This window comes from Acinetobacter indicus (genome assembly GCF_009914475.1).
In the GTDB taxonomy this organism is placed as follows: Bacteria; Pseudomonadota; Gammaproteobacteria; order Pseudomonadales; family Moraxellaceae; genus Acinetobacter; species Acinetobacter indicus.
On record NZ_CP045198.1, the window covers coordinates 1,498,451 to 1,522,673 of the forward strand.

Sequence of the window (24,223 nt, forward strand, 5' to 3'; positions counted from 1 at the left end):
GACACTACTCAGGAATTTAGCGTTTCTTCCAGCGCCTGCATAATCGTGTGCTTGGTCTTGAAATAACGGCTAAACAGACTCGATACCGAGCCCATAATACTGACATGCCCGGTGCGTGAAATGGTGATCAGCTGACTATGATTGCCATGCTTGTTTAGCACATGATCAAAATCAACCGCATTACTCAAATGCACAATCTGGTCATTCTCAGCCACCAGCAAATAGTGACGAATGTGATTACTTTCCACAAAGTAATACGGCATCACATCATGATAAGGAATGGTCTGATCAAATGCATCGGCACAAAGCGGATCATCTTTATAGTCAAAATGATAGGGACCAGCCAAGCCAATCGCAGCCCGAATATTGTCTCGGCAGTTCAGCGCATAAGGCTGCGGATGATACAGCACCGACATGATATTAAACGCACCGGCCGAGTGCCCCATTAGGATAATCTGATCAGTGTTAATCCTTAACTCTGCCTGCTGATCATGCAGATAGTTCAGTGCCAAAGTCAGGTCATCAATATAGACCGGAAAAATATTCTGCGGCGCCAGTTGATAATTAATGACGGCAACATCAAAACCCTGCTGGGCAAAAGCTTCGCCAACAAAGCGGTAGTCTTTTTTATCGCCCCGTGACCAGGCACCACCATGAACAAAAACAATTAACGGCTGCTGGGGACGTGGCTGGGCAGTCCGGTACAAGTCCAGCTGATGGCGTTCATTCGTTCCATAAGCCAGATCGTTCTCTACGGTATAGCCCTGGCGTGGGGTCAACCGGTTCAGGGCATAACTGCCAAAATCATACAGGCGGAATTCCTGATATACACTTTTGGCCTGAACCAGACGATATTGCAGCTGCGTTTTAAACTGGAACAACTTAGAGCGCATTCGTTGGCTCGATCTGGTCCGGATCAATGGCGACCGGGGTTTGTACATCCGGCTGTACATTCATCATCGGGCTGGCAAAACCAGAAGATGTGGCCTGTGAGGCTTCAATATTGTCAATTAAGGTCACAATTTTGGTGACATTACCAACCTGCTGTAACACCTGATTTAAATCGGCGATTTCCGCATTATTCAAACGGCCCATCACATACAGCACGCCATCTTCGGTGTGAATTCGCACTTTACTGTCAGAAACCACCGGCGCTTTCATAATCAGGCCACGGGTATTGGCGGTCACGGTGGTGTCCTGCATGATGGTGCTATAACCAATCTGGTTGCCCACGGTAATATAGTTGTGTACGGTTTTGACATCGCTCATGGCGCGTACATTGTCTTCCGCCAACTGCTTCAGATGTGCATCTGGCACCTGACCGGTCAGCAATACATTGCCGTGGAAACTTTCAATATTAACGCGTGACTGTTTAAAACGGGCATCCAGCTTATATAAATTAATTTTTGCTGTACGTTCAATGGAGTTATCAATAAAGACCTGGCCAAGTGAGCGTGCGCCACTTTCCGTTCCTACAGGTGCAGAACCCGTACCACTGGAAATAAAACTTGCACAGCCGGATAAACTTGCCACACACAGCACTGTGATTGCGATACGATTTAACACTCAGCAAGACTCCTCATTACTTATTCATTTCTGTTTTCAAGCATCTTTGCTTCAATTCTCTTCAAAGATTAATGAACTCTGAATCAAAAGTAAAAGCATTTTCAATCCATTGCAGATCATACGTGAAATTGGAAAAATCTTGCTGTACTGTTTTTGCAATTTGTTCAGTAAAATCAAAACAAATCACATCAAATCGACAATAAAAATCCTGTAATTGTGCAGAATTGCTCAAATAGGTCAGCGCAGTTTTTATCAGCTTTTGCTGCTTGGAGATGGAAACCACCTCCACCGCCCGGCCATAATCGCTAAAAGATCGCGCCTTTACCTCCACAAACACCAGCTGCTGATCCTGCCGGACAATCAGGTCAATTTCACCATAACGGCAATGGTAATTGGCCGCCAGAATCTGATAACCTTGCTGCTCTAATAACACTGCGGCCTGCTGTTCGGCCCACTGCCCCAAACGCGCGCGCTGACTGGCCATTTACAGGATCTGTACCAGCTGTTTCTGCTGCACATAGCATTTCGGAATACGCTGAATCTGGTTGTCCTGAATCCGGATTAAACCAGTTCGCCCTTCAAACTCGATGCGGTTTAATTGCGGCTGCTTCAGATAATAATTGGCGATCTGCCAGGCATCTCCACCAAAGGCCACCAGCCGCTGAAAAGAAAAGTGTTCCGCCTTGGCCGCCTGAATTCCGGCCTGTACATCTGCCCAGTGGGACTGATATAAAGCCGGCGCATCACAAAACTGCAGGCCTTGCGGTAACTGCTGCTGTGACTCGACGGCATTGGCCAGACTGTATAAGCGCTTTTTGGGCAACCTGTTCTGGCGATTGATCCAGCCATTCGAACCCAGCAATAACACCCCCTGCTGACGTTTCAGCCACCTCGGCGGACTGTCTACCACCTCCACCGGATAATCCAGCTGCGACACCAGAGACATCAATAACAGCTCATGTTCAGCTTCGGTGCCCGGTTCACGCAGAATATACAAATGATTGATCTGATCTTTCTGGAACAGCTGTTTTAAGGTCTGCGCATCATCTTTTTTTGACAGGCTAAACTGTAACACCCGTGGATGCTGCTGGATCACCTCGTTTAAGGCCAGTGTACGCACTTTGGGCCGCAGTGCAACTAACTGTTCGACATCGGCACGTGCCAAAGGTCCAATCACCACCCGGGTCTTGGCATTGACATGCTGACGCAGCAAGGGACCAATTTTGCGCTGCTCGGAATTAATCAATTTAACCGGCATTTTCTCACCCGATGCCTGATAAGCGTGCATAAAACCCTGCTGAATACTGAAACCGGCTCGCGCCATAGGACCCGATTCAGGTAGAATGACCAGAATCTCGGCCTGGGCAACTGAAAGTCCTGCGCCCAACAGCGCCGTGGTAATAATTACTTTTTGAAGCTGTCTTTTATTGTTATTAATAATTTGCCTAAACATGGAGAAACCTAATGAGTGCTCAGTTATTTGTTGTAGCCACCCCAATTGGGCACTTAGACGACATGACCTATCGGGCGATTGATGTTCTAAAGTCTGTAAATATTATTGCGGCAGAGGATACTCGGACCTCCGCTCAATTATTAAAGCACTATAATATATCAACTCCGTTAACGGCGTGCCATGAACATAATGAAAGTAACAAAATTGATATATTGGTTCAGCGCCTGCTGAACGGCGAAAATATGGCCCTGATTAGTGATGCCGGTACTCCGCTAATTAGCGACCCCGGTTTTAAACTGGTCCGCGCCGCCCAAGAACACAATATCCGGGTGATTCCGGTTCCGGGAGCCTGTGCCGCAATTGCAGCGCTCAGTGCCGTTGGTTTACCGAGTGACCGCTTTAGCTTTGAAGGCTTTTTACCGTCAAAACAGTCACAGCGTATCTTGAGTCTGGAAAAACTTAAAGACCAGACTGCGACCCTGATTTTTTATGAAGCGCCACATCGGATTCTGGACAGCGTTAAAGATATGGCCAGTATTTTTGGCGCCGAGCGTCCGGTCGGTTTTGCCCGTGAAATTACCAAAACCTTTGAAACCATCAAGAAGATGACGCTGGGTGAGCTGGTCAGTTTTATTGAAGCTGATCATCATCAGCAAAAAGGTGAAATTGTACTGGTGGTTGGTGGTGCAACCGCGGAAAAAGATCTGGAGCAGGAAAAGCTGGATCAGCTGCTGACCCGACTATTGCAGGATTTATCGGTGAAAGCAGCGTCACAACTGGCCGCCGATTTAACCGGAATCAAGAAAAAAGTGGCCTATCAGCGTGCGCTGGAACTGAACCAGAACAATGATGACTGATTCTGGCTGTTGATTCGCAATAAAAAAAGCATCACCGGAGTGATGCTTTTTTCTTATTGGCGTGCAGCCTCATCTGGTGGGACTTCAGTAATTTTTCCCCCACGTGCCAAGAAGGCCGCAATTTCATCTTCTAACGCTTGGCGTTGCTTCTGTTTAGCGGTTACGGTTAAGGTTTCTGCTTCCGCCACATCACCATCGTTTACGGCATCTTCGCTGTCCAGTGCACCTTTTTCAGCCGCTTTTGCCTCATCGTCATCGACGGTGGTATCTTCTACATCATCATAATCGTTCATATCCGTCATTTTAATCTCCCCGCAAATGACCTCAATTGAGTCCTGGTGAACGTTGTCATGCAATTAGGAAGAAATTTATCAATCTCTGCGCCTTTCGCCTAGAGGTAAAGACAAAAAAATCGTGTCTTTTTTAACCAAATTCGTAATCATGTATTAATGAATGTTTAAAAAATAACTATTTCTAGCTAGACCGCATACCGCGTGTCTTTCAGCAGATGCAAACCATTGGCCTGCGCCATAAAAGCATCCTTTAACACCGGCAGCTGTTCAACCTGCTTCAAGCCAAAATTACGTCCCCAGACCAGCGGGAATAACTGGGTGGTTTCCAGCCAGCCTATTGCAGACATGCTGTGCATCATTGCATCATTTTGACCTTTACGACGATGCTCATAACGCTTCAAGGTCTGCTCATGCGCCCAGACCCCACGTGCCCGGTCATGCAGCAGAACATCACACAAGACTGCGGCATCCAGACAGCCAATATTGACGCCCTGCCCGGCCAGTGGATGAATCACATGCGCCGCATCGCCAATGAGTGCCAGTCCCGGCTCGACATAGTGCTGCGCAGCACGGGCTTTTAAAGGGAAACGGGCACGTGGTGTAGCTTCCAGTACTTCACCCAACATATGATGGCTTTCACGGGTCAACAGCTGGGTAAATTCCTGATCGGATAATGCAGCATATTCTTCTGCATAATCCTCTGGTAGCGTCCAGACAATAGATTGCCAATGGCCATCCTGTTCAGGCTTGAGGCTGCTCATCGGCAGGTATGCCAGCGGACCGGTTTCCAGAAAAATCTGGCGCGCCACATGCTGATGCGGCTGGGCAGTTCGGATGGCACAACTGATGCCTGCCTGCTGATAATCCAGCACATCCAGATCAATAAAGGCCTGTTCGCGGACAAAGGAATTGGCCCCATCTGCGCCAATTAACAGTGTGGTCGTCAGTTTTGTGCCATCGGCCAGGAAAATATGCCAGACGCCAATGCCCTGCTCAATCCGGGTGACTTTGACCTGGGTACGATAATCCTGAATCTGCGTCAGCATGGTTTGCTGAATGGCCAGATTTAAAATGCTGGGTTCCACCATCGAACCCAGCGCCTGATCCACTCCGGGTGTTTTTTCTGCCGGCTGACCAAAATTGATTTCGCCATAGCCATTTTTATTCCAGACCTGCATGCCGGTATAAGGTTGCTGACGCGCCAGTTTATCCCAAACACCCACATTTTTTAGCAGGTGGATGGTGGCTTGGCTTAAAGCCAGTACGCGCGGATTGGCCACGCTTAAGGTTTTTTCTGTATCCAGAATTGGGGCGGCATCCAGCACAGTGGCCTGTACCCCACCTTGGGCCAGTAATAATGCAGTTAAGCCACCGACCAAACCACCACCCACAATAACGGCATCTAATACGTGTGCTGTCTGGTTCATGCTTTTAGTCCCATGGCATAGTTGGCAACAAGTGGTTTAATTCCCGGAATGGTATCAAAGGCAATCAGACCGGTATTTCTGAGCAGTTTCAGCACCGGATTCTGGTTACTAAAGCCACGCACCACGCTATCACAGAATTTGATCACGCGCTGCTGATCGGTCAGACGGGATTTTTCATAATCTTGCAGCATGGCGGCATCGCCCAAATCGGCCTGTTGAGCCAGCTGTTCTTTTAAATAACGCACCAACACATAAGCATCGCGCATACACAGGTTAAAGCCCTGTCCGGCCACCGGGTGAATGGTATGTGCCGCATTACCCATCAGTACTACTCGGCCCACTGCCTGTTTTTCTGCCAGCACCTGCGAAAGCGGGAAGCTAAAACGGCGTCCGGTTTTCTGGAATTTTCCAGCCCGATCGCCATAAGTCTGCTGCAAGGCATTAAGGAAATGCTGGTCATTGTCTTCCCCCACCCATTCATGTTCCGTGCCTTTTTTCACCGGCCAGACCACCGAACGACGATATTCGCCCGGCAAAGGCAATAACGCCAGCGGACCTAAAGGACTGAAACGCTCAAAACCGACATGATTGTGTGGTTTAGAGGTTTGTACGGTGGTTACAATGGCGACCTGATCATAATCATGTTCATCCACCCCAATGCCTAGGGCTTTACGGCAGAATGAATCGCGGCCATCGGCAGCAATCACCAGTTTGGATTGCAGTTTTAAGACTTCACTTCCACGCTGCGCTTCCAGATAAGCCAGATCTGCATCTTGGGTCAGCGAGGTGACTTTTACCCCATCAATCAGTTCAATTAAAGGCTCTGCGCGCACCTGAGTCAATAACACCCGGCCTAACCAGGCATTTTCAATCACCTGTCCAAAACTTTCGACTTTTTCCTGTTCGGCTTGCAGACGCGCTTTCCCAAAACTGCCCTGCTCGGTAATGTGCACTTCCAGAATCGGGACAGCATGTTCCTGCAAGGCATCCCATAGGCCCAGTTCCTGATAAATCTGTACGCTACGACGCGACAGCGCACTGTTTCGTGCATCAAAACTGGAGTGATACGGGGCAAGATTGGCATCATCATAATTCGGGTATTGAATTGCTTCGAGCAGTTTGACCGCAATATTGGATTTGGCCAACATGAGCGCCAAACTCAGCCCCACCATACCGCCGCCCACGATGATGACTTCTTGTTGCATGCTTGAATCCTTATTTGTGGTATCTCAAAAGTTTAGATACATCTTAATCATGATTGATTTTATATTACATCAAGGGATTGGATTTTTATAATGATTCGTGTGGATGGCTGGAATTTCTGAGCTTCAGCGCTTGCGTGTTCTGACCATAAATCCCGTTTAAAAGATGTTATTCCATAAGATGACACTGGAATGGTATGCAATATAACATCTATACAAAGCCTGGAGCGCTAGACTTAAGCTGAGCAAGCGACAGCCCTAACGTAGATAAAATAAATTAAAGAATTCGTATCAGCTGTATGCTATTCATTGTAGAAAATTTAAAACATGAAGAAATTAGAACTTATCTTTTTAGTCGTTTTAATCTTGGTTCTGTTGTGGGGCATACAATGGATGTTTCATGGCTTTCCGGCCGCAAGTTAAGTCTTCTATTATTCAATCTAAAAGCCATACTATAATTTCTTAAAATAATTAGAATGTTAGGATAATAAATGGATCATACTGAACGTTTTATTACAGCATTTTACTACGCTGTCGCCGGGATTTTTTTGGGGCTAGGGTTAGCAATTTTTTCATCCCTCTATCTCAGCCTTACAATAAGCTCAGCCCATATTGTAATTTTTACAGTCATTTGCTATTTTGTTTTAGGCTATGTATTTCCTCATAGCGTTGGCAATATTTTTAAATGGGTTTGGCATATTTTCGTTCATTAGTCTGGATGTCTATCTCTATTTAACCCATTAACGCTGATTCAAAATCAAAAAAGCCGATCTTCTGACCGGCTTTTGAGCTGTACGGCTTTTATTTGGTCGCAGCCATCAACGCTTCAATCTCGTCTACAGTTTTCACTACTTTCGCAGTTAAGTTCAGTGGTCCATTTTTGGTCGCGACAATATCATCTTCAATCCGGATGCCAATGCCACGCCATTTTGGATCTACCGTTTCATCATCCGGGGCAATGTATAGACCCGGCTCAACCGTAACCACCATACCGGCTTCATAAGCACGCCATTCGCCATCAACCTTATAAGTTCCGACATCATGCACATCCATGCCCAGCCAGTGGCCTGTACCATGCATATAGAACTGACGATAGCTTTCTGACGCAATAATCTCGTCCAGATCACCCTGCATAATGCCTAAATCAAGCAGGCCCTGCACCAGAATACGTACCGCAACATAATGCGGTTCTTTATAGGAGTTGCCAATCTGTACGGCATTAATTGCTGCAAGCTGAGCATCTAGTACAAGGTTATACAGCGCTTTTTGCTCGGGGCTGAATTTGCCATTCACCGGAAAGGTCCGGGTAATATCTGAAGCATAGAACTGATATTCACAGGCGGCATCAATTAGCACCAAATCGCCATCTTTCAGTTCTTTGTCATTTTCTACATAGTGCAGAATGCAGGCATTTTCACCGCCGCCAACAATACTGTTATAAGATGGAACACAGCCATTTCGGCCAAACACATAATTCAGTTCGGCTTCCAGCGCATATTCCATCATGCCGGGGCGTACCGTTTGCATGGCCCGGGTATGCGCTTCGGCAGAAATATCTGCCGCAATTTGCATCAGTTCCAGCTCTTTGGTATCTTTGTGCAAACGCATTTCATCGACCAGACGGTCGAGCTGCACCACCTGCGCTGGTGCCGAGGTGCCACGGCGGCTTTCGCCATTGGCAGCTGCAATCCATTTGGCCACCCGCGCATCAAATTCGGCATTCTGTCCAATACGGTAAAAGAGCTGGTCTTTATCCAGCAGTTTTTCCAGAATTTCTTCATCGAGCAGGTCAATGGCATAGGCTTCATCGGCCTCATACTGTTCAATGGCACCATCAATACCAGCACGATAGCCATTCCAGATTTCCATCTCCCGGTTACGTTCGCGGCAAAACAGGCTATAGGTATAGCCTTCATCTATAGATTCATAGGTTTCAATGACCGCGACCGCTTCAGGTTCTGCAAAGCCGGTCAAGTAGAAGAAACTGCTGTCCGTTCGATATTTATAGTCAGCATCCCGGTTACGCATGGCCACCGGACTGGTGGCAATAATGGCAATACTGTGTGGGCCCATCAGTTCAGCCAGACGGTCACGACGTTCTTTAAATTCTACCTGGGTCAGTTTCTTCATTAATTTTTCTTCGCAGCCTAAATAAAAGGGAGGATGGTATCGCCCGAATCAGCTCGGACGATGTGGGGTAAACATTTCAACAATACTGCCGCTTTCTGGCGCAGCCACCTGACGTGACTTGGCATGTACGTTTTGTAACAAAGAACTTTCATCAACCGCTATTTTCTTGCGGCCAACCGACAGGCTGACCGGAATCAGGCGGACAAATTCATATAATTCCTGATAGCTTTCTTCGCCTTCTTCATCATTGTCCGAGTCTTCAAACTCGACTGCTGCCACATCTTGCAGATGTTCAATCAGCTCCAGCTCATCACTGCGGATATGTCCGGACGCCAGGCCAAAGCCCAGAACTACGCCGGCACACCAGTCGGCCAGCGCCTGTACCCGCTCCTGTAATACGTGTTCATCATCCGGTAACAGGGGCAGATAATCCAGTTCATCTTCAGATAAAGCATGCGCTACATCTTCCGCTTCACCGGTTAAAATATCCAGCGCTTCCGGGCTAAGTTCGGGCACATTCAGGGTCGCCAGAATCTGTTGCCACTCGGTTTCAGTTGGTGCATTTGTCACACAAACTATACCGGTCAGTAAACCATGTAACTCACTTGGACTTGAAATTTCTTCAATCGTGAAAAAATTGCGGTACCATTCGGACCAACCTGAAATATCGTCTTGCATTCGCTTATCCAATCTCTATACTTCGTATATATTACCTTTGTTTGCAAGACTGTGCGACCACGATATGTTAGAAGAATTACAGCGTCTACAGGCGCATATTGGTGTTTTAAAAACACGACTTGCGCATTATGAGAGTGAAACTCAATCTTTAGCTGAAGCCAAGCAACAGGCTGAAGAGCAGCATCATGCACAAATTGTGCAAAGAAATGGGGTGATTACCCAAAAACAAGAAGAAATTGAGTCTTTAAGTGAACAGCTCAGCACCAGTCAGGCCCAATTTCAGCAGTTAAATCAGGATGCGACCGCATTGGCGGACCGTTATAGCCGTCTGGAAAAAAGCTGCACCGATCTTAAAAACCGCTTTCAGGAATTGCTGGCCGAACGTAACGAGCTACGCGTCATTAAAGAAAAACTGCAGAATGAACAGCGTCAGACTTTGCAGAATGTGCAATCTTTGCAGCAAGAACGTGAGCGTTTATTGCAGAAGAATGAGCATGCCAAAGCCAAAGTCGAGGCAATTATTCAGCGTCTGGCCATTTTAGGAACTGCACAAGACCAGAATGCCCAGGAAATTCAGCAATTGGCCCATCCAACTGATGTCAGCGAGGAAGCTTAAGCATGAGTGAACAAATTCCTGTAGATTTACGCGTTTTAGGACACAGTTTCAAGCTGGCCACGACTCTTGAAAAACGGCCGGATCTGGAACGTGCAGCAGAATTGCTGAATGAAAAATATGATGAATTCCGTCGTAAAGCACCACGTATGGAACCAAGCAAGCTGATTATTATGGTGGCTTTAGAGCTGATGCAGGAAGTGCTGTCGATGAACAAGTCCCTGCAGGAATATGCCCATTGTGAACGCTTGCTGGCCACAATTCTGGAAGAAGTCGAAACACTGACCGAATAAGGCTTTGACTTGCATAAAGCCTGTGCAAATGACACTTAAATTTACAGTTCTGTAGGCCGATAGGTTTGCGTCTAAAGCTGAATCCTTTATACTGAGTCTAACTCTGAGGTGTTCGCCAGCAGGTCTATTCCCCTGCCGATACTTAAACTTATGGATTGCGTTCTGTATATTTAGAGTGCATGCCCACCCTGAGTGGGAAGCCCAGCAAGTATACGTCGCGTCCACCTTGAACTCATCGGGTTCAGGGTAACGACACATGCAGCGGCACCGTCGGAGGGTTTAGCTGATTTATCCTCTATTCAGTCCTCAGAATTTCTATATTTCCTCTTTTTTATAAGTAATGATTCTCTCGCTCTAATCTTTTAAAGCTTCCAACTAACCGTTAAGCCCTCTTGTAGATACAACCCATCTTAAAAGAACGCCATCCCGAATTAAATCAGTAAGATCGATTTGATTAACATCTTCACAAGATTGCAGTTCAGCAAAATTTTTAAGCAGACGACTTGACTGTAGAACGGATGCAATTCCGCCCACTATGTTTTGCTTCATAAAGTTTATTATCTGCAATTTTTAGTACTGCAGCCACATCGACGGCATCTTTTGGCCAGAACGCGATGCCAATAGAAATCGTGATTTGTCCCATCTGGTTAATCTGGTTGTCTTGCATGGTTAGTCTGAGTCGTTCAGCGGCTTTATGTGCTACAAGCGGATCTGCCGTGGTCATCAGTACCAAAAATTCTTCACCACCACTACGACAGCAAATATCATGTTCCCTAAAATTAGTTTGCATTATTTGCGCGAGCGTTTTTAGTACCACGTCACCTTGATCATGCCCATACTGATCATTAATTTTCTTAAAAAAATCAATATCAATGGCCAAGGCCGCAAATGCGGTCTGGGTATTGACCAGCTCCTTTAAAAACACCTCCATACCACGGCGATTATATAAACCGGTCAAGGGGTCGGTATTGACATGCTGTTTCAGCTCCGTAATCCGGTTTCTAAAATTTTCCGAGCTAAGTAATAACGAGGTTCTGAATTTTAAGACCTCAAAATACCAGGGATCGACTTTTTTAATTTTATCCTGAATATCATGCTGATTCAGCATACTGGCCATTTTGGCCAAGCGGTTTAAAGGCGATGAAATAAAGTTGGAAATCCACCAGACCAGCAAAAAGATAAACAGATAGAAAATAAAAATGCCCACCGATACTTTGAACAGTAAAGTATGCGCTTGTGCCAGCAAGGCATCTGTTGGTTGCTGTGAAATCACGATCCAGTTAACACTGGGAATATGGGCAAAACCGGCAAGATTATCGACACCCAAACTGTTGGTCAGCTGAATGGAACCTTTCTGATGCTGTCGAATATAAGCCAGTCCGCTATTATTGATAATTTTTTCGCCAATACGATTTTCATCGGGATGGAAAATAATCCGGTCATCCTGATCCAGTACATACAGATGACTGTTTTTATAATCATATTGGGTCGAGAGCATGTCATTAATGACATTTTTCTGTTGTAGATAAATGGTCCCGCTAATCATGCCCAGATACTGCTGCTGATGATAAATTGGCTGTGACATCAGAATGACCAGATTGCCCTTTACCGACCAGTAAGGCGATGAAATATAGGTTTTTTTCTGCTGTAAGGACTCAATAATTCCGGGCGTGCTATAGGTTTGCTGAAAACTTAAAGCTAAACTTTTGGGTGCATAGGCCAGCATCTGCTGTTGAGGATCGACCAGTAAAATGCTGTTAAAATTATCTGACTGATATTTGAGCCGCTTCACTTCGGCATAGGTTAATTCCGGATTATTAATATCCTGTTCTAATTGTTTGGCACTATATTCCAGCTCTTTAAGCATGTCACTAAAGTGCTGGTTGGCGCTGACCGCTATTTTTTCTGCATATTTTTCATTTACTGATAGCGAGTTTTGAATTAACTGATCTTTAATCACATAATTCAAAATAAACAAGCTCACCACGAATAAGCCCGACACACTTAAAATGGTCGAGTACAGAATCAGTTTACGCAGATTTAGCCTTAGTGATAAAAGTAAACGCTTCAGCAACACTAACCCCAAACCAGACAAAAAAGCGTGATATGTATCACTTTATCATAATTTTATATTTTGATATCTAAAATTAAGGTTTTAATTTGACCATTTTTAGTTGTACTAACAAATAGCCACGCTGCTCTTGCGGAAGATGAGAGATGTTGTGATGTGCTTGAAAAGTCTTAACCTTATCTCTATTACCATCTTAATAAATATTTAACTTTTCTTGCTATTTAATCCCTTCAATCTCCCTTTTATTCTGCTCAATTTCATGACTCATTTCAGGTAAGACCTGCTGTAAAAAATCCAGCAGACTGATGGCTTCTGATTTTTGCACAACCCTTGCTGCCACCAGCACTTTCTGCTCTGCCAGCAATTGACTAACGGCACGCAACTCCGGCTTTTGCCCCTGCCCGAAGCCAGTACTGATTTCAGCAAATTGCCGATATAATTGCTCACGGCGTGCCAATAATTCAGGTGAATGCTCTGTACTGGTCTCCACTACCGATTCAGAAACATTTGGCTCTGCCTGACTTACATCTACCGCTGGATTCACAGCAGTAACAGAGGATGAAACTGGCTTAGGTTTAGCAACAGCCTGTTGCGATGCTGGCCGGAAAAACCACAAGATCAATCCAGTTAACAGCACCAACAGGCCAATTCCAAGCCACAATCCAAGATTGATTTTTTTCATAGGCATATCAACGGGCAGAATCAGCCAGCGCATTCCTGCTGCTGTCTGACTCCTCCTCACAGCTCAACCATTAAGGCGTCGACCAGTCGGCTGGCACATAACCAACACGAACCCGTTGCGGATGGTTCCCCACTGGCACACTCAGCACTTTATTGCCCGTTGCAAAATCAATCACGGTCACTACATCAGTTTCACTTTCTGAAATTACACAGCTTCTGCCATCTGGACTGCGCGTAGCCCAATACGGTTTACCGGCCGGAATGAGCTGAGTGGCCTGTAAGGTGCGCCGGTCCACAATAGTGGCATAGTCATCCATGGTGCCTGCTACACAGAGCTTTTCCCCATCGGCACTAATGGATAAACCATGATGGCGCGAGTCATTGACCCATTTGGTCCGGTCTTTAGGAATAGTGCTACTGCCCGGCAGCTGGGCGATGCGAGTAATCTTGTCCTGATTTAAATCATATTCGACCAGACCATTAAAGAAAGATACCTGCGCATAGAGCTTGCTTTCATCTTTACTGAACACCATCGGACGTACCGAGTTCGACAGGTCTTTACGTCCAAAAGCATCTAAAGCCGGACGCAAATCAATTTTTTTCAGCACCTTATAGGTATTGGCATCGGCGATGGTAATATAGCGTTTGCCCTTGGTGAAATCCTGCCACTGTGCATCGAGTGAGGTTTCCACATTCCCAATCGCCGAGTTCAGAATTTTGCTGCCATTGGCAAAATAGATATTTTCATGTGGCTTATCGCCCGTTGCAAAACGGCCCAGCTCTTTACCGGTATGAATGTCCAAGACATGCACCACATTACCAGAAGAAGCTGACACCGCCACACGCTGACCATCTGGTGATACCGCCATATGATCCGCACGGAAGCCTTCTACCGGTGTGCGCCAGTTAATTTTTCCGGTTTTGATATTAATTGACACCACATCGGCAAAGCTTGGCCGCGAGGCCACAATTGACTGGCCATCTGGAGTGGAGTACATATCATCGACCAGCTGGTCATTGCCCTCGCCCGCGGTTTGCTGAATGTAGGTATAGGCAATTAGCTTGATTGGATTTAAATGAATTTCCAGCAGCCGCTGTTTGCGGTCCGGAATCATATTCACCACCCCAATCTTGCCAAAATCACCGGAAGGACGAATCACTGTGACCGTTCCATCCCAGTTATTGCCCACAAAGAAAACCTGTTTGGAATTGGCCGGTGCAGGCATTTCTGTAGAGGCTGCCTGAGCAACGTTGGCGCTGAGTGCCGTGACAGCACAAACGGCCGGCAGCAGATATTTACGCAGGGTATTTTTATAGTCCATGTTATTGTTTTCCTAACCATGTGTTCATTTTTAATTTGTTCTTGTCATACTCACGTATCAACACTGCATCAGCATAAAGACAACAGGCCCTAGAAATCTATCCGCTTGCTGTAAAATCCGACGGAAGCCCATTTGATCTTGCAGATCGAGCATCAATAAGCTCCGGTTTTTGCAATACATCTTATTAGTGAAAATCTGTAACGGTCCTGCTCCCTTTGCAAGTTGTGCAGAAAGGATTAAACTGCGGGCACCACTTGTTTTTATGCCCTGCTCTGTGACCCACGACCTGATCCAGCTCCGTAAACAGCTGCGCAAACAACGCCGCCAGTTAAACCGCTTTCAGCAGCGTCAGGCTGAACAGCAGGTATTGCAGCGGTTACGTGCTTGGCCGGCGTATCGGCAGGCTCAGAAAATTGGCGTGTATTTGCACGCCTTTGGTGAAATTCATACCACTAAAATCATTGAACTCTGTTTTGCCCAAGGTAAACAGGTGTATTTACCAATGATCTGCAATATGAATGACCGGCTGGTCTGGGTGCGTATTCAGCAGGGTCAATATCGCCATAAACGCTTTGCTCACCATCGTTTGGGTATGCAGGAACCGATGGCCAGTCGTGGCCGGCATGTCTCCGAACTTGATCTGCTCTTGATGCCTTTACTGGCCTGTGACCGACGCGGAACCCGGATTGGGATGGGCGGCGGCTATTATGATAAAACGCTGGCCAGCGCCCCGACCACACCGCTGCGGGTCGGGCTGTGTCATGATTTCCAGATTGTGGATGTCCCTTTGGCGCGTGAGGCCTGGGATCAGCCGCTAGATGCCCTGATCAGTCCACATTTCCAGTATTCTTTTCAGCGCAAGTTTGCGATTTATAATCATTAACAATAAATTAAAATCATCAACTTAGCTAAATTTCCAACAATTTATAGGCTTCGGCCCTTGTAATTTTTAAATTACCCATCACTATAAAAAACATGGCAACACCGTTGTCACTCATTAGGAGTGCCCATGTCTGAAATTATTATGAATGAACAAACCTTAGAGCCTCAGGTTCCAAGTGTATTACCGCTTTTAGCGCTACGTGACGTGGTGGTTTATCCGCACATGCAAATTGCGCTATTTGTAGGTCGTGAAAAATCGATCAATGCAGTTGATGTGGCTCGTAACAGTGACAATCTAGTATTTGTAGTTGCGCAAAAAGATTCGCTTACAGAAGAAATTGATCACGACAATTTATATCAATACGGTACTGTCGCGAAGATTGTGCAAGTTGTGAATCACGAAAATGATGAGAACTGCATCAAAGTCCTGATTGAAGGTCTACATCGCTCGAAGCTGGTCGAAATTATCGAAGAAGAGGACCATCTAAAAGCAGAACATCAGTTAAGCCCAATGACGGTTGCGGTAGACAGTGAGGTTCAGGCCACACGTGTGCTCGAATTGCGTGCCCTGTTTGCACAATATGCCGAAGCAAAATTACGTAATGCGCGTGAACTGATTGCTGCGGTCAACAAAATTGATGACCTGCTGCAATTGCTGTTTTTTGTGGCGACCCGCGTTCCACTGAATATCGAAGTGAAACAGAAATTCCTGGAACACGACGAGTTTGAAGCACATTTACAGGAACTCATGACCTATTTGCTGCAACAGTCTGAAGAACAGCAGATTGAGCAAACCCTGCATGATTCTGTCAAACGCCAGATGGAAAAAAACCAGCGCGAATACTTCCTGAATGAAAAAATGAAAGTCATTCAGCGCGAACTTTCCGATATGAATGGCGGTGCGGAAGATGACGTTGCGGAAATTGAAAAACGTTTGGCCGAAGCTGATTTACCAGAACACGTGCGTAAAAAAGCCGAATCTGAACTGCGCAAGTTAAAAGCCATGCAACCGGCGTCGAGTGAAGCGGCGGTGGTCCGTAACTATCTTGAAGTAATTCTGGATACGCCGTGGAACAAGGCCAGCAAAGTCAGCATCAACCTGAATAAAGCGCAGGAAATTCTGGATGCCGATCACTATGGTCTGGACGAAGTCAAAGAACGCATTGTGGAATATCTGGCAGTTCAATCACGCGTGAAAAAACTGCGTGGCCCGATTCTGTGTCTGGTGGGTCCTCCGGGTGTTGGTAAAACCTCTTTGGGTGAATCAATTGCCAAAGCCACTGGCCGTGAATTTGTGCGCATGGCGCTAGGCGGGGTCCGTGATGAAGCGGAAATCCGTGGTCACCGTCGTACCTATATTGGTGCAATGCCGGGTAAAATTGTGCAGTCTTTAACCAAAGTTGGCGTCAAGAACCCGCTGTTCCTGCTCGACGAAATTGACAAGATGGCGCAAGACTACCGTGGCGATCCTGCCTCGGCGATGCTGGAAGTACTCGATCCATCACAAAACAACAAGTTCAATGATCACTATTTAGATCTGGACCTGGACCTGTCTGAAGTGATGTTTATCTGTACCGCCAACAGCATGAATATTCCTGAAGCACTTCTGGATCGTATGGAAGTGATTCGTCTTCCGGGTTATACCGAAGAAGAAAAAGTGAATATTGCCGATCGTTATCTGGTGCCAAAAGCCATCAAGAATAACGGTTTACGTGGCAAAGAACTGACCGTACATGAAGAAGCGATTCGTGACATTGTACGTCGTTATACCCGTGAAGCCGGTGTGCGTAGCCTGGAACGTGAAGTCTCTAAAATTGCACGTAAAGTGGTCAAAGAAGCGGTCAGCAAAAAAGCCAAAAACCTGCAGGTTGAGGTCAACGCGGGCAACTTGCCAGACTACTTGGGTCCACACAAATTCGACTTCGGCATGGCGGAAGAAGAAGCAGAAGTGGGTCGCGTAAATGGTTTGGCCTGGACCTCTGTGGGCGGTGAATTACTGACCATTGAAGTGGCGACCATGAAAGGCAAAGGCACTTTCATTACCACCGGTTCACTCGGTGATGTCATGCAGGAGTCGATTAAAGCAGCCATGACTGTGGTGCGTACCCGTGCCGACTCTTTAGGCATTGAGTCTTCAGTCTTTGCTGAAACCGATGTACACGTGCATTTACCTGAAGGTGCTACACCAAAAGATGGTCCATCGGCAGGTCTGGCGCTGACTACCGCGCTGGTATCAGCCTTTACCGGTATTCCAATCCGTCCGGATATTGCCATGACCGGTGAAACCAGCTTGCGTGGTCGTGCTATGCGCATTGGTGGCTTGAAAGAGAAACTGTTAGCCGCACACCGTGGTGGTATTAAACTGGTGTTTATTCCACAGGAAAACGTCCGTGACCTGGCGGAAATTCCGGATAACGTCAAAGACGGTCTGGAAATTAAAGCAGTGAAATCCATTGATGAGATTTTACCGCTGGCATTAACCTCAATGCCAAAACCACTGGTGAAAGCGCCGATTGTAAAACCGGTAGAAGAAGGTAAGGCTGCACGTCACTAAGTGGTGCCTTCATATCTTCTCCACAAAAGAGAGCTTCGGCTCTCTTTTGTTGTTTTCGGGTGATGAAATGTTCCACTTGAAAAATTTCCGTTCATCTCCATCTATAATAATACAGAGCATATTGCTGTAAGTTTCTTTCTTTATTCCTGCTCATCGTATGGCCATTCAAACTCCAGATGAATGGCCTGTTTGACCGCAGTCCTACTCTATTTCAGGGCTGCGTTTTTTATGGCCGCTTATGGCGTTGCCCCGAGCAGTTGATGAATCAGCCCATCAATCACCTGGCCCATTTTGGTGACATTTAAAGTATCCAGCGTATCCTTTTCGGTATGATAATTCGGATTACGATAATGCGAAGTATCGGTAATCAGTAGCGCCGGAATATCATGCTGCCAATAACTGCGATGATCCGAGAAACCGGCTGCACTGACAAACGCCGGCATCACCAGCCGTTCACACTGCAATTTATCTAACAGGCGCATCTGTTGACAGTATTGCTCACCCAGCGCATTGGACTGAAAATTACTGATCGCGGCAATATAATTGCCATGACTTGGATAAATCCATTTTAACCCCATCGGATACTGCTGGATTAAACGCGAATCATAGTAGCCAATCATTTCCAGCACATAGACTGCCTGAATATGCTCTTTTTCGGCCAAAATAGATTTGGCATGTACCTGACTGCCCATAAACTCGGTCTGATAATACGGTGCTTCTTGCAGGGTATAAAAAACAAACTCGACATTATGCGGCAGCTTGGTTTTTTCCTGGCTTAAAATACGCGCTATTTCAATTAATCCGGCCACACCGGAAGCATTGTCATCGGCGCCCTTCTGGTTGCCATGCACATCATAATGCGCACCTAAAATCACCCGATCTGAACGGCCCACCTTTAAATGACAGACCACATTGCGATAACTTTTTCCATTGACCGGATAAGTCTGGTACTGGCATGGAATGCCGAATAAACGCATCTGCTCTTTAATCCAGGCCGAAACCCGGTTCAATTCTTCAATATTTTTATGATTGCGGTACACACCCGGCGGCCCGATAATCTGCTGCAAATAGACTTTCAAATTTTGCGGATCAGCCGGTTCATATAATGAAATGGCGGCGGATAGCGGCTGCATCCAGCCCAGCAGCAAAGTACAACCCAATATCCCTAAACCGTTTTTAATCTGTTGAAATAACCACATTTATTATTGTTCCATACAAAAGCAGGTTTTATTGTCCTGTGGCTCATTAAAGCAACAGCAGCATACAGATTACAATTTCAAATTGTGTCTTTTCTCCTGCACAAGCGGCTTTCAAGGTTATAATTACTTTTCATTTTCTTGCCTGTTTTATTATGAAAATCCGTATTCTGACCATTGGTCAAAAAATGCCGGCTTGGGTACTGACTGGTTTTGAAGATTATTTCAAACGTATACAGCCTTTTGTACAAACCCAGATTATTGAATTGCCGATGGCCAAACGCGGCAAAAATGATTCAGAAGCCGATATTTTAAAATACCGGCAGATTGAAGGTGACAGCATCTTAAATGCCCTGAAAGCCAATGAAACCCTGATTGCACTGGAAGTGGGTGGGCGTGAATTCAGCACCGAAAAACTGGCTGAAACCATGAAAGGCTGGATGCTGGAAGGCAATGATATTGCCTTGGCGATTGGCGGCCCGGATGGTCATTCGGAAGCAGTACGTAAAGCTGCAGCATGGCACTGGTCTTTATCTAAACTGACCCTGCCACATCCACTGGTGCGAGTGATGCTGATTGAACAGCTGTACCGGGCCATGAGCATTAACCATAATCATCCTTATCATCGGGCGGGTTAAGAAAACCCTACCCATTGTTTCGTATTTAGAACATTCTGTTGAACCCGACCCGGTTTAATAAAGCATGTCGCTTTGACATGATAGGATCAGAATCGTGACATAGGCTTTCATTATGAATTTACAGACCCTTCCCGGCTTATTTATATCGCATGGTTCGCCTATGCTCGCGCTCAATCCTGAACAGGTCGGGCCGGCGCTTGCCCGTTTAAGCACCAATCTGCCCAAACCGCAGGCGATTGTGGTGATGTCGGCGCATTGGGAAAGTCGCAGTCTTGAAGTCAACACCGGTATTCGTCCAGAAACTTGGCATGATTTCCGCGGCTTCCCGGAAGAGCTGTACCAGATTCGCTATCCGGCGCCAGGACAACCTGAGCTGGCCGAAGAAATATTACAGCTACTGGCCAATGCCGGTTTTAATGCGCATGCCAACAGCACCCGCCCGCGCGATCATGGGGTATGGATGCCTTTGCTGCATATGTATCCTGAAGCCGATATTCCGGTAATTGAAGTGTCGTTGCCGATGCATCTGCAAGCTGCAGATCTGTACAAGATTGGCCAGACCTTGGCGGTGTTACGTGAACGCCAAATTCTGCTGATTGGTTCAGGTAGTATTACCCACAATTTAAGAGAGCTATCTTGGGACAACCAGCACAGCGCGGTGCCGGAATGGGCTTCGACCTTCCGTAATTATGTGGTCAGCAAACTGGCACATCAGGACTATGATGCGGTACTGGACTGGCCGACCATTCCGTATGTCAATCGCAACCATCCAACCATCGAACATCTGGCACCCCTGTTTTTTAGCATGGGCACCGGTCATCGTTTTAGTATTGTGCATAGCAGTTTTACCATGGGTGCACTGGGTATGGATATTTACCGTTTTGACTAAAATCTAGCGCGACCAAACATAATTTTTTCTTATTTATTAACAAAAAATTATTTATGGATACATTTTGCAACCGGAAAGGGGCAAATGTATCCATTTTTTTAAATAGCAAATCGGTTATATTCTGATAAATTTCCGATAAGTGCTTTATTTATAAAATGAAACTCAAATATTTAGCTATTTTACTTTTCCCTTTAAGCTTGGCCGCTTGCCAGAGTAGTGATCTGCAACGTGCGGGAGATATTGCAGTGTCTGTATTACAACAACAAAATACCGATAAGATTGTCAGCGCTTACCAATGGTCTTTAGATACCGGCACAGCCAAACCCTTGACCCTGAATTTTAATGACAATGGCCGTTTAAGTATTGGCACCAGCTGTAACCAGATGGGCGGTAACTGGCAGATTAACAACAACCAGTTGCAGGTCGGTATGTTAATCAGTACCGAAATGGCCTGTGAAGCCAGCGCCATGCAGCAGGAACGTTTTGCCGCTGCCCTGTTCCAGAAACCTGTCAGCGTGCAGCTGGACATGAAAAATACGCAACAACCGAGCTTAATCTTGACCGCTGCAGATGGCCAGCAACATACTTTTCAGGGCAAAATGACGCCGGAAACCAAATACCAGTCGGCCGGTGAAACCATCTTCCTGGAAATTTCCCCGGAAACCAAAGCCTGTACCGGCGTTGCTCCACAAACCTGCTTGCTGGTACGCGAAGTCAAATACAATGAACAGGGTCTGAAAACCCAAGTTGATCAGGACTGGACTTTATTCTATGACCAAATTGAAGGCTTTCAGCACAATCCGAATGAACGCCAGATTATTCGGGTCAAGCGTTATGAACTGAAAAACCCGGCGGCTGATCAATCCAAATATGCCTATGTACACGATATGACGGTTGAAACTGGCCGGATCAATTAACAGCAGATCTTAAAAAATAACCCATAAAAAAAACCGAGGTCAGTGCCTCGGTTTTTTCAGCTTATACGCAGTTAAAACTTAGTATACGCCTTGAGCCAGCATTGCATCAGCAACTTTTACGAAGCCTGCAATGTTTGCGCCGTCTACGTAGTTAACAGTACCATCTTCCTGAGTACCGTATTTCACGCAGTTACGGTGAATTTCTTTCATGATTGCGTGTAAACGCTCATCTACTTCTTCAAACGTCCAGCCCAAACGTAATGCGTTTTGAGACATTTCCAGACCAGAAGTCGCTACACCACCAGCATTTGATGCTTTACCTGGTGCATACAGAATTTTCGCCTCAACGAATTTCTCAACTGCGTCTAAAGTAGACGGCATGTTGGCACCTTCAGCCACACAGATTGCACCGTTAGCCAGTAATACCTCAGCATCTTCACTGTTTAACTCGTTTTGAGTTGCACATGGCAGCGCGATGTCACACTTGATACCCCAAGGACGTTTGCCTTCCAAGTATTCAAAACCGTGTTTAGACGCAAATTCAGAGATACGGCCACGTTTGATGTTTTTCAGATCCATCACTTCTTTCAGCAATTCGTCTGTGAAACCATCTTTCACATACACAGTACCGTTAGAGTCAGACAGTGAAACCACTTTCGCGCCCAGGAACATGGCTTTTTCAGCAGCGTATTGCGCGACGTTACCTGAACCAGAGATTGCTACGACTTTGTCTTTGAAGCTGTCGCCACGAGTTTTCAGCATTTCCTCAGCGAAATAAACTGTACCGTAACCTGTTGCTTCTGGACGTGCCAAAGAACCACCAAATGTTAAGCCTTTGCCCGTGAACACACATGAAGTGTCATTGCTCAGCTTTTTCATCATACCGGCCATATAGCCAACTTCACGGCCACCTACACCAATATCACCCGCCGGGATATCTGTGTCTGAACCTAAATGACGATAAAGCTCGATCATTAACGCCTGGCAGAAACGCATGATTTCGCCTTCAGATTTACCTTTAGGGTCAAAGTCTGAACCGCCTTTACCGCCGCCCATTGGCAAAGTAGTTAAGGCATTTTTGAAAGTCTGTTCAAAACCTAAGAATTTCAGGATAGACAAGTTCACTGACGGGTGAAAACGCATACCACCTTTGAATGGACCAATTGCCGAGTTGTATTGAACACGGAACGCACGGTTCACATGAGTTTGACCCTGATCATCTACCCAGGAAACGCGGAACTGGATCGCACGTTCTGGCTCGACTAAACGCTCTAACAGACCATGTGCAGCGTATTGAGGATTCTTTTCAATGAATGGCCACAGGCTGGTCATCACCTCTTCTACTGCTTGTAGAAACTCTGGTTGATAGGCATCACGTGTTTTAACGTAATCTAGGAAATCGTTAAGGCTGTTATATTTCAACGCTTAATCCTCAGCAGAATGTTGGATCAAAATTGGGCAAAATTTCAATCAATGATTTATTTTGGCGCAAAATATTAAATATCTTTTGTTAACAATCTACAATAGTTTTTTTCAAAAAACTTTATTTAATCCATATTTTCAATAAATTAGATTGATCAAAATTGAAAAATTATTCCATTTTTTGTAAGCAAATATGTATTTAAAATTGGCCATTTTGCCCAAAAATAAAGCAGATTATGGTCCAACTTTGTACACAAGCTTAATGCTTGAAAACATGCTAGAATCTGCGGCTCAGGTTTATTGTTCGCTTTCTCTGCGCCCTTCGCAGCCGTGGTTTTTACATGAATTCGCAAATTGCTCTCATCCAGAATATTGATGCCTTGCTTCCTCAAACCCAATGCGGTTTATGTGGACATCGGGATGGATGTTTACCCTATGCAAAGTCGATTGCCGAAGGTGAAGCCGCCAATAAATGTGTACCGGGCGGTCAACCGGTTGCCGATGCGCTGGCCAAACTGCTAGGCAGAGAACGCTTAACTGCCGAAGCCAGTGTCTGGCCCATTCAGTCCGATGGCCGTCCGCAGCGTATGAAAGCGGTGATTCGTGAAGATGAATGTATTGGCTGTACCAAATGTATTAATGCCTGCCCGGTCGATGCCATTTTAGGTTCCGGTAAACTGATGCACAGCATTCTGACCGACCTGTGTACCGGCTGTGAACTGTGTATTCCACCCTGCCCGGTGGACTGTATTGATCTGGTTGAAGATGTCAAACCCGTACCCACAGACGCGGAACGGATGAGCGAGCAGAAGGATTTACGCCAGCGCTATTATGCGCACATTCAGCGTGAAGAGCTGCGCCGCCTGCACCGTAAAGGGCCCGTGGTGCGTGCTGAGATTGATACCGCGCTGTTCGCCCAGTTCTCGCAGCAGACCGATGCAGTGCCTGAAATCCAGATGGTTGAAAAAGCCGATCATCCGGCTGTCACCCACGATGCCAAAACCACCATCGAGCTGGCCAAGCTCAGAACCCAGATCAAAAAATTAGAAAAACAGCTGAGTGTGCGTGAAGATGCCAACAAGCGCGCGCAACTGGCGCAGCTTCAGCAACAATTACAGCACTTACAGGGAGAGGCCTAA

The 24,223-nt window shown here is 46.2% G+C and carries 24 protein-coding genes and 1 other RNA gene; 11 read left to right on the forward strand and 14 right to left on the reverse strand.

What is annotated here, in order from left to right:
- Positions 1–8: 8 nt before the first annotated feature.
- The 4 genes from GA693_RS07525 to GA693_RS07540 all read right to left on the reverse strand — a co-directional run bounded on the left by GA693_RS07525 (position 9) and on the right by GA693_RS07540 (position 3,019).
- Complete coding sequence (locus GA693_RS07525; protein ID WP_160241140.1) at positions 9–893, reverse strand: alpha/beta hydrolase; 885 nt, start codon at positions 891–893, stop codon at positions 9–11.
- The gene (locus GA693_RS07530; protein ID WP_016659235.1) at positions 883–1,566 is read right to left on the reverse strand and encodes a BON domain-containing protein; all 684 of its coding nucleotides are present in this window, start codon (positions 1,564–1,566) and stop codon (positions 883–885) included. Before GA693_RS07530 ends, GA693_RS07525 begins: the two co-directional genes overlap by 11 nt.
- Positions 1,567–1,627: 61 nt before the next feature.
- Entirely contained in the window at positions 1,628–2,050 is a 423-nt protein-coding gene (locus tag GA693_RS07535) for a YraN family protein (protein ID WP_016659236.1), read from the reverse strand.
- Positions 2,051–3,019 carry a penicillin-binding protein activator gene (locus GA693_RS07540; protein WP_160241139.1) on the reverse strand — a complete coding sequence of 323 codons (969 nt, stop codon included), beginning with the start codon at positions 3,017–3,019 and terminating at the stop codon, positions 2,051–2,053.
- 11 nt (positions 3,020–3,030) lie between these two features.
- On the opposite strand from GA693_RS07540, the gene rsmI reads away from it, so the two are divergent.
- Positions 3,031–3,876, forward strand: coding sequence for a 16S rRNA (cytidine(1402)-2'-O)-methyltransferase (gene rsmI / locus GA693_RS07545; RefSeq protein WP_005179227.1), 846 nt, complete (start codon positions 3,031–3,033; stop codon positions 3,874–3,876).
- Between the two features lie 53 nt (positions 3,877–3,929).
- Here rsmI and GA693_RS07550 read toward each other — a convergent pair whose 3' ends face one another.
- The 3 genes from GA693_RS07550 to ubiH all read right to left on the reverse strand — a co-directional run bounded on the left by GA693_RS07550 (position 3,930) and on the right by ubiH (position 6,801).
- The gene (locus tag GA693_RS07550; protein WP_005179228.1) at positions 3,930–4,178 is read right to left on the reverse strand and encodes a hypothetical protein; all 249 of its coding nucleotides are present in this window, start codon (positions 4,176–4,178) and stop codon (positions 3,930–3,932) included.
- 176 nt (positions 4,179–4,354) lie between these two features.
- Complete coding sequence (locus GA693_RS07555; RefSeq protein ID WP_160241138.1) at positions 4,355–5,596, reverse strand: FAD-dependent monooxygenase; 1,242 nt, start codon at positions 5,594–5,596, stop codon at positions 4,355–4,357.
- On the reverse strand, positions 5,593–6,801 hold the full coding sequence (gene ubiH / locus GA693_RS07560) for a 2-octaprenyl-6-methoxyphenyl hydroxylase (protein WP_160241137.1): 1,209 nt from the start codon (positions 6,799–6,801) through the stop codon (positions 5,593–5,595). The genes GA693_RS07555 and ubiH overlap by 4 nt, the downstream gene beginning before the upstream one ends.
- Before the next feature lie 488 nt (positions 6,802–7,289).
- Between ubiH and GA693_RS07565 the strand changes: the two genes are divergently transcribed.
- Positions 7,290–7,511 (forward strand): hypothetical protein, encoded by a 222-nt coding sequence (locus GA693_RS07565; RefSeq protein ID WP_160241136.1) that lies wholly within the window; start codon positions 7,290–7,292, stop codon positions 7,509–7,511.
- An 88-nt stretch (positions 7,512–7,599) separates the two neighbouring features.
- On the opposite strand, the gene pepP is transcribed toward GA693_RS07565, so the two are convergent.
- Both pepP and GA693_RS07575 read right to left on the reverse strand, forming a co-directional pair.
- Positions 7,600–8,928 (reverse strand): Xaa-Pro aminopeptidase, encoded by a 1,329-nt coding sequence (gene pepP / locus GA693_RS07570; protein ID WP_160241135.1) that lies wholly within the window; start codon positions 8,926–8,928, stop codon positions 7,600–7,602.
- 48 nt (positions 8,929–8,976) lie between these two features.
- Complete coding sequence (locus GA693_RS07575; protein WP_160241134.1) at positions 8,977–9,606, reverse strand: UPF0149 family protein; 630 nt, start codon at positions 9,604–9,606, stop codon at positions 8,977–8,979.
- 64 nt (positions 9,607–9,670) lie between these two features.
- Between GA693_RS07575 and GA693_RS07580 the strand changes: the two genes are divergently transcribed.
- The 3 genes from GA693_RS07580 (at position 9,671) to ssrS (ending at position 10,793) form a co-directional block, all read left to right on the forward strand.
- Positions 9,671–10,222: a hypothetical protein gene (locus GA693_RS07580; RefSeq protein WP_005179239.1), complete on the forward strand. Its 552-nt coding sequence runs from the start codon at positions 9,671–9,673 to the stop codon at positions 10,220–10,222.
- 2 nt (positions 10,223–10,224) lie between these two features.
- Positions 10,225–10,512 carry a cell division protein ZapA gene (locus tag GA693_RS07585; RefSeq protein WP_160241133.1) on the forward strand — a complete coding sequence of 96 codons (288 nt, stop codon included), beginning with the start codon at positions 10,225–10,227 and terminating at the stop codon, positions 10,510–10,512.
- 97 nt (positions 10,513–10,609) lie between these two features.
- A non-coding RNA gene (gene ssrS, locus GA693_RS07590) (6S RNA) lies at positions 10,610–10,793 on the forward strand.
- 209 nt (positions 10,794–11,002) lie between these two features.
- Here ssrS and GA693_RS07595 read toward each other — a convergent pair.
- The 3 genes from GA693_RS07595 to GA693_RS07605 all read right to left on the reverse strand — a co-directional run bounded on the left by GA693_RS07595 (position 11,003) and on the right by GA693_RS07605 (position 14,586).
- Positions 11,003–12,583 (reverse strand): sensor domain-containing diguanylate cyclase, encoded by a 1,581-nt coding sequence (locus GA693_RS07595; RefSeq protein ID WP_160241792.1) that lies wholly within the window; start codon positions 12,581–12,583, stop codon positions 11,003–11,005.
- A gap of 217 nt (positions 12,584–12,800) precedes the next feature.
- Positions 12,801–13,298 carry a hypothetical protein gene (locus GA693_RS07600; protein ID WP_160241132.1) on the reverse strand — a complete coding sequence of 166 codons (498 nt, stop codon included), beginning with the start codon at positions 13,296–13,298 and terminating at the stop codon, positions 12,801–12,803.
- A 37-nt stretch (positions 13,299–13,335) separates the two neighbouring features.
- Positions 13,336–14,586, reverse strand: a complete 1,251-nt coding sequence (locus GA693_RS07605; RefSeq protein WP_160241131.1) for a YncE family protein — start codon at positions 14,584–14,586, stop codon at positions 13,336–13,338.
- 274 nt (positions 14,587–14,860) lie between these two features.
- Between GA693_RS07605 and GA693_RS07610 the strand changes: the two genes are divergently transcribed.
- Both GA693_RS07610 and lon read left to right on the forward strand, forming a co-directional pair.
- Positions 14,861–15,469: a 5-formyltetrahydrofolate cyclo-ligase gene (locus tag GA693_RS07610; protein WP_160241791.1), complete on the forward strand. Its 609-nt coding sequence runs from the start codon at positions 14,861–14,863 to the stop codon at positions 15,467–15,469.
- A 126-nt stretch (positions 15,470–15,595) separates the two neighbouring features.
- Entirely contained in the window at positions 15,596–18,022 is a 2,427-nt protein-coding gene (gene lon / locus GA693_RS07615; protein WP_016659256.1) for an endopeptidase La, read from the forward strand.
- 236 nt (positions 18,023–18,258) lie between these two features.
- On the opposite strand, the gene GA693_RS07620 is transcribed toward lon, so the two are convergent.
- Positions 18,259–19,221, reverse strand: coding sequence for a M28 family peptidase (locus tag GA693_RS07620; RefSeq protein WP_005179272.1), 963 nt, complete (start codon positions 19,219–19,221; stop codon positions 18,259–18,261).
- A gap of 152 nt (positions 19,222–19,373) precedes the next feature.
- Here GA693_RS07620 and rlmH point away from each other — a divergent pair, with 152 nt between their 5' ends.
- The 3 genes from rlmH to GA693_RS07635 all read left to right on the forward strand — a co-directional run bounded on the left by rlmH (position 19,374) and on the right by GA693_RS07635 (position 21,662).
- The gene (rlmH, locus tag GA693_RS07625) at positions 19,374–19,856 is read left to right on the forward strand and encodes a 23S rRNA (pseudouridine(1915)-N(3))-methyltransferase RlmH (RefSeq protein ID WP_005179274.1); all 483 of its coding nucleotides are present in this window, start codon (positions 19,374–19,376) and stop codon (positions 19,854–19,856) included.
- A 112-nt stretch (positions 19,857–19,968) separates the two neighbouring features.
- Positions 19,969–20,745, forward strand: a complete 777-nt coding sequence (locus tag GA693_RS07630; RefSeq protein ID WP_075167693.1) for a dioxygenase family protein — start codon at positions 19,969–19,971, stop codon at positions 20,743–20,745.
- A gap of 155 nt (positions 20,746–20,900) precedes the next feature.
- On the forward strand, positions 20,901–21,662 hold the full coding sequence (locus GA693_RS07635) for an META and DUF4377 domain-containing protein (protein WP_160241130.1): 762 nt from the start codon (positions 20,901–20,903) through the stop codon (positions 21,660–21,662).
- Between the two features lie 78 nt (positions 21,663–21,740).
- On the opposite strand, the gene gdhA is transcribed toward GA693_RS07635, so the two are convergent.
- Positions 21,741–23,084: an NADP-specific glutamate dehydrogenase gene (gdhA, locus tag GA693_RS07640; RefSeq protein WP_160232379.1), complete on the reverse strand. Its 1,344-nt coding sequence runs from the start codon at positions 23,082–23,084 to the stop codon at positions 21,741–21,743.
- Between the two features lie 341 nt (positions 23,085–23,425).
- Between gdhA and GA693_RS07645 the strand changes: the two genes are divergently transcribed.
- Positions 23,426–24,223: an RnfABCDGE type electron transport complex subunit B gene (locus GA693_RS07645; RefSeq protein ID WP_104470011.1), complete on the forward strand. Its 798-nt coding sequence runs from the start codon at positions 23,426–23,428 to the stop codon at positions 24,221–24,223.

Bases quoted from the DNA above. Each gene is read 5' to 3' on its own strand.
- GA693_RS07525 (WP_160241140.1), bottom strand. From the start codon at position 893: ATGCGCTCTAAGTTGTTCCAGTTTAAAACGCAGCTGCAATATCGTCTG.
- GA693_RS07535 (WP_016659236.1), bottom strand. From the start codon at position 2,050: ATGGCCAGTCAGCGCGCGCGTTTGGGGCAGTGGGCCGAACAGCAGGCC.
- GA693_RS07540 (WP_160241139.1), bottom strand. From the start codon at position 3,019: ATGTTTAGGCAAATTATTAATAACAATAAAAGACAGCTTCAAAAAGTA.
- rsmI (WP_005179227.1), top strand. From the start codon at position 3,031: ATGAGTGCTCAGTTATTTGTTGTAGCCACCCCAATTGGGCACTTAGAC.
- GA693_RS07550 (WP_005179228.1), bottom strand. From the start codon at position 4,178: ATGACGGATATGAACGATTATGATGATGTAGAAGATACCACCGTCGAT.
- GA693_RS07555 (WP_160241138.1), bottom strand. From the start codon at position 5,596: ATGAACCAGACAGCACACGTATTAGATGCCGTTATTGTGGGTGGTGGT.
- ubiH (WP_160241137.1), bottom strand. From the start codon at position 6,801: ATGCAACAAGAAGTCATCATCGTGGGCGGCGGTATGGTGGGGCTGAGT.
- GA693_RS07565 (WP_160241136.1), top strand. From the start codon at position 7,290: ATGGATCATACTGAACGTTTTATTACAGCATTTTACTACGCTGTCGCC.
- pepP (WP_160241135.1), bottom strand. From the start codon at position 8,928: ATGAAGAAACTGACCCAGGTAGAATTTAAAGAACGTCGTGACCGTCTG.
- GA693_RS07575 (WP_160241134.1), bottom strand. From the start codon at position 9,606: ATGCAAGACGATATTTCAGGTTGGTCCGAATGGTACCGCAATTTTTTC.
- GA693_RS07580 (WP_005179239.1), top strand. From the start codon at position 9,671: ATGTTAGAAGAATTACAGCGTCTACAGGCGCATATTGGTGTTTTAAAA.
- GA693_RS07585 (WP_160241133.1), top strand. From the start codon at position 10,225: ATGAGTGAACAAATTCCTGTAGATTTACGCGTTTTAGGACACAGTTTC.
- GA693_RS07600 (WP_160241132.1), bottom strand. From the start codon at position 13,298: ATGCGCTGGCTGATTCTGCCCGTTGATATGCCTATGAAAAAAATCAAT.
- GA693_RS07605 (WP_160241131.1), bottom strand. From the start codon at position 14,586: ATGGACTATAAAAATACCCTGCGTAAATATCTGCTGCCGGCCGTTTGT.
- lon (WP_016659256.1), top strand. From the start codon at position 15,596: ATGTCTGAAATTATTATGAATGAACAAACCTTAGAGCCTCAGGTTCCA.
- GA693_RS07620 (WP_005179272.1), bottom strand. From the start codon at position 19,221: ATGTGGTTATTTCAACAGATTAAAAACGGTTTAGGGATATTGGGTTGT.
- rlmH (WP_005179274.1), top strand. From the start codon at position 19,374: ATGAAAATCCGTATTCTGACCATTGGTCAAAAAATGCCGGCTTGGGTA.
- GA693_RS07630 (WP_075167693.1), top strand. From the start codon at position 19,969: ATGAATTTACAGACCCTTCCCGGCTTATTTATATCGCATGGTTCGCCT.
- GA693_RS07635 (WP_160241130.1), top strand. From the start codon at position 20,901: ATGAAACTCAAATATTTAGCTATTTTACTTTTCCCTTTAAGCTTGGCC.
- GA693_RS07645 (WP_104470011.1), top strand. From the start codon at position 23,426: ATGAATTCGCAAATTGCTCTCATCCAGAATATTGATGCCTTGCTTCCT.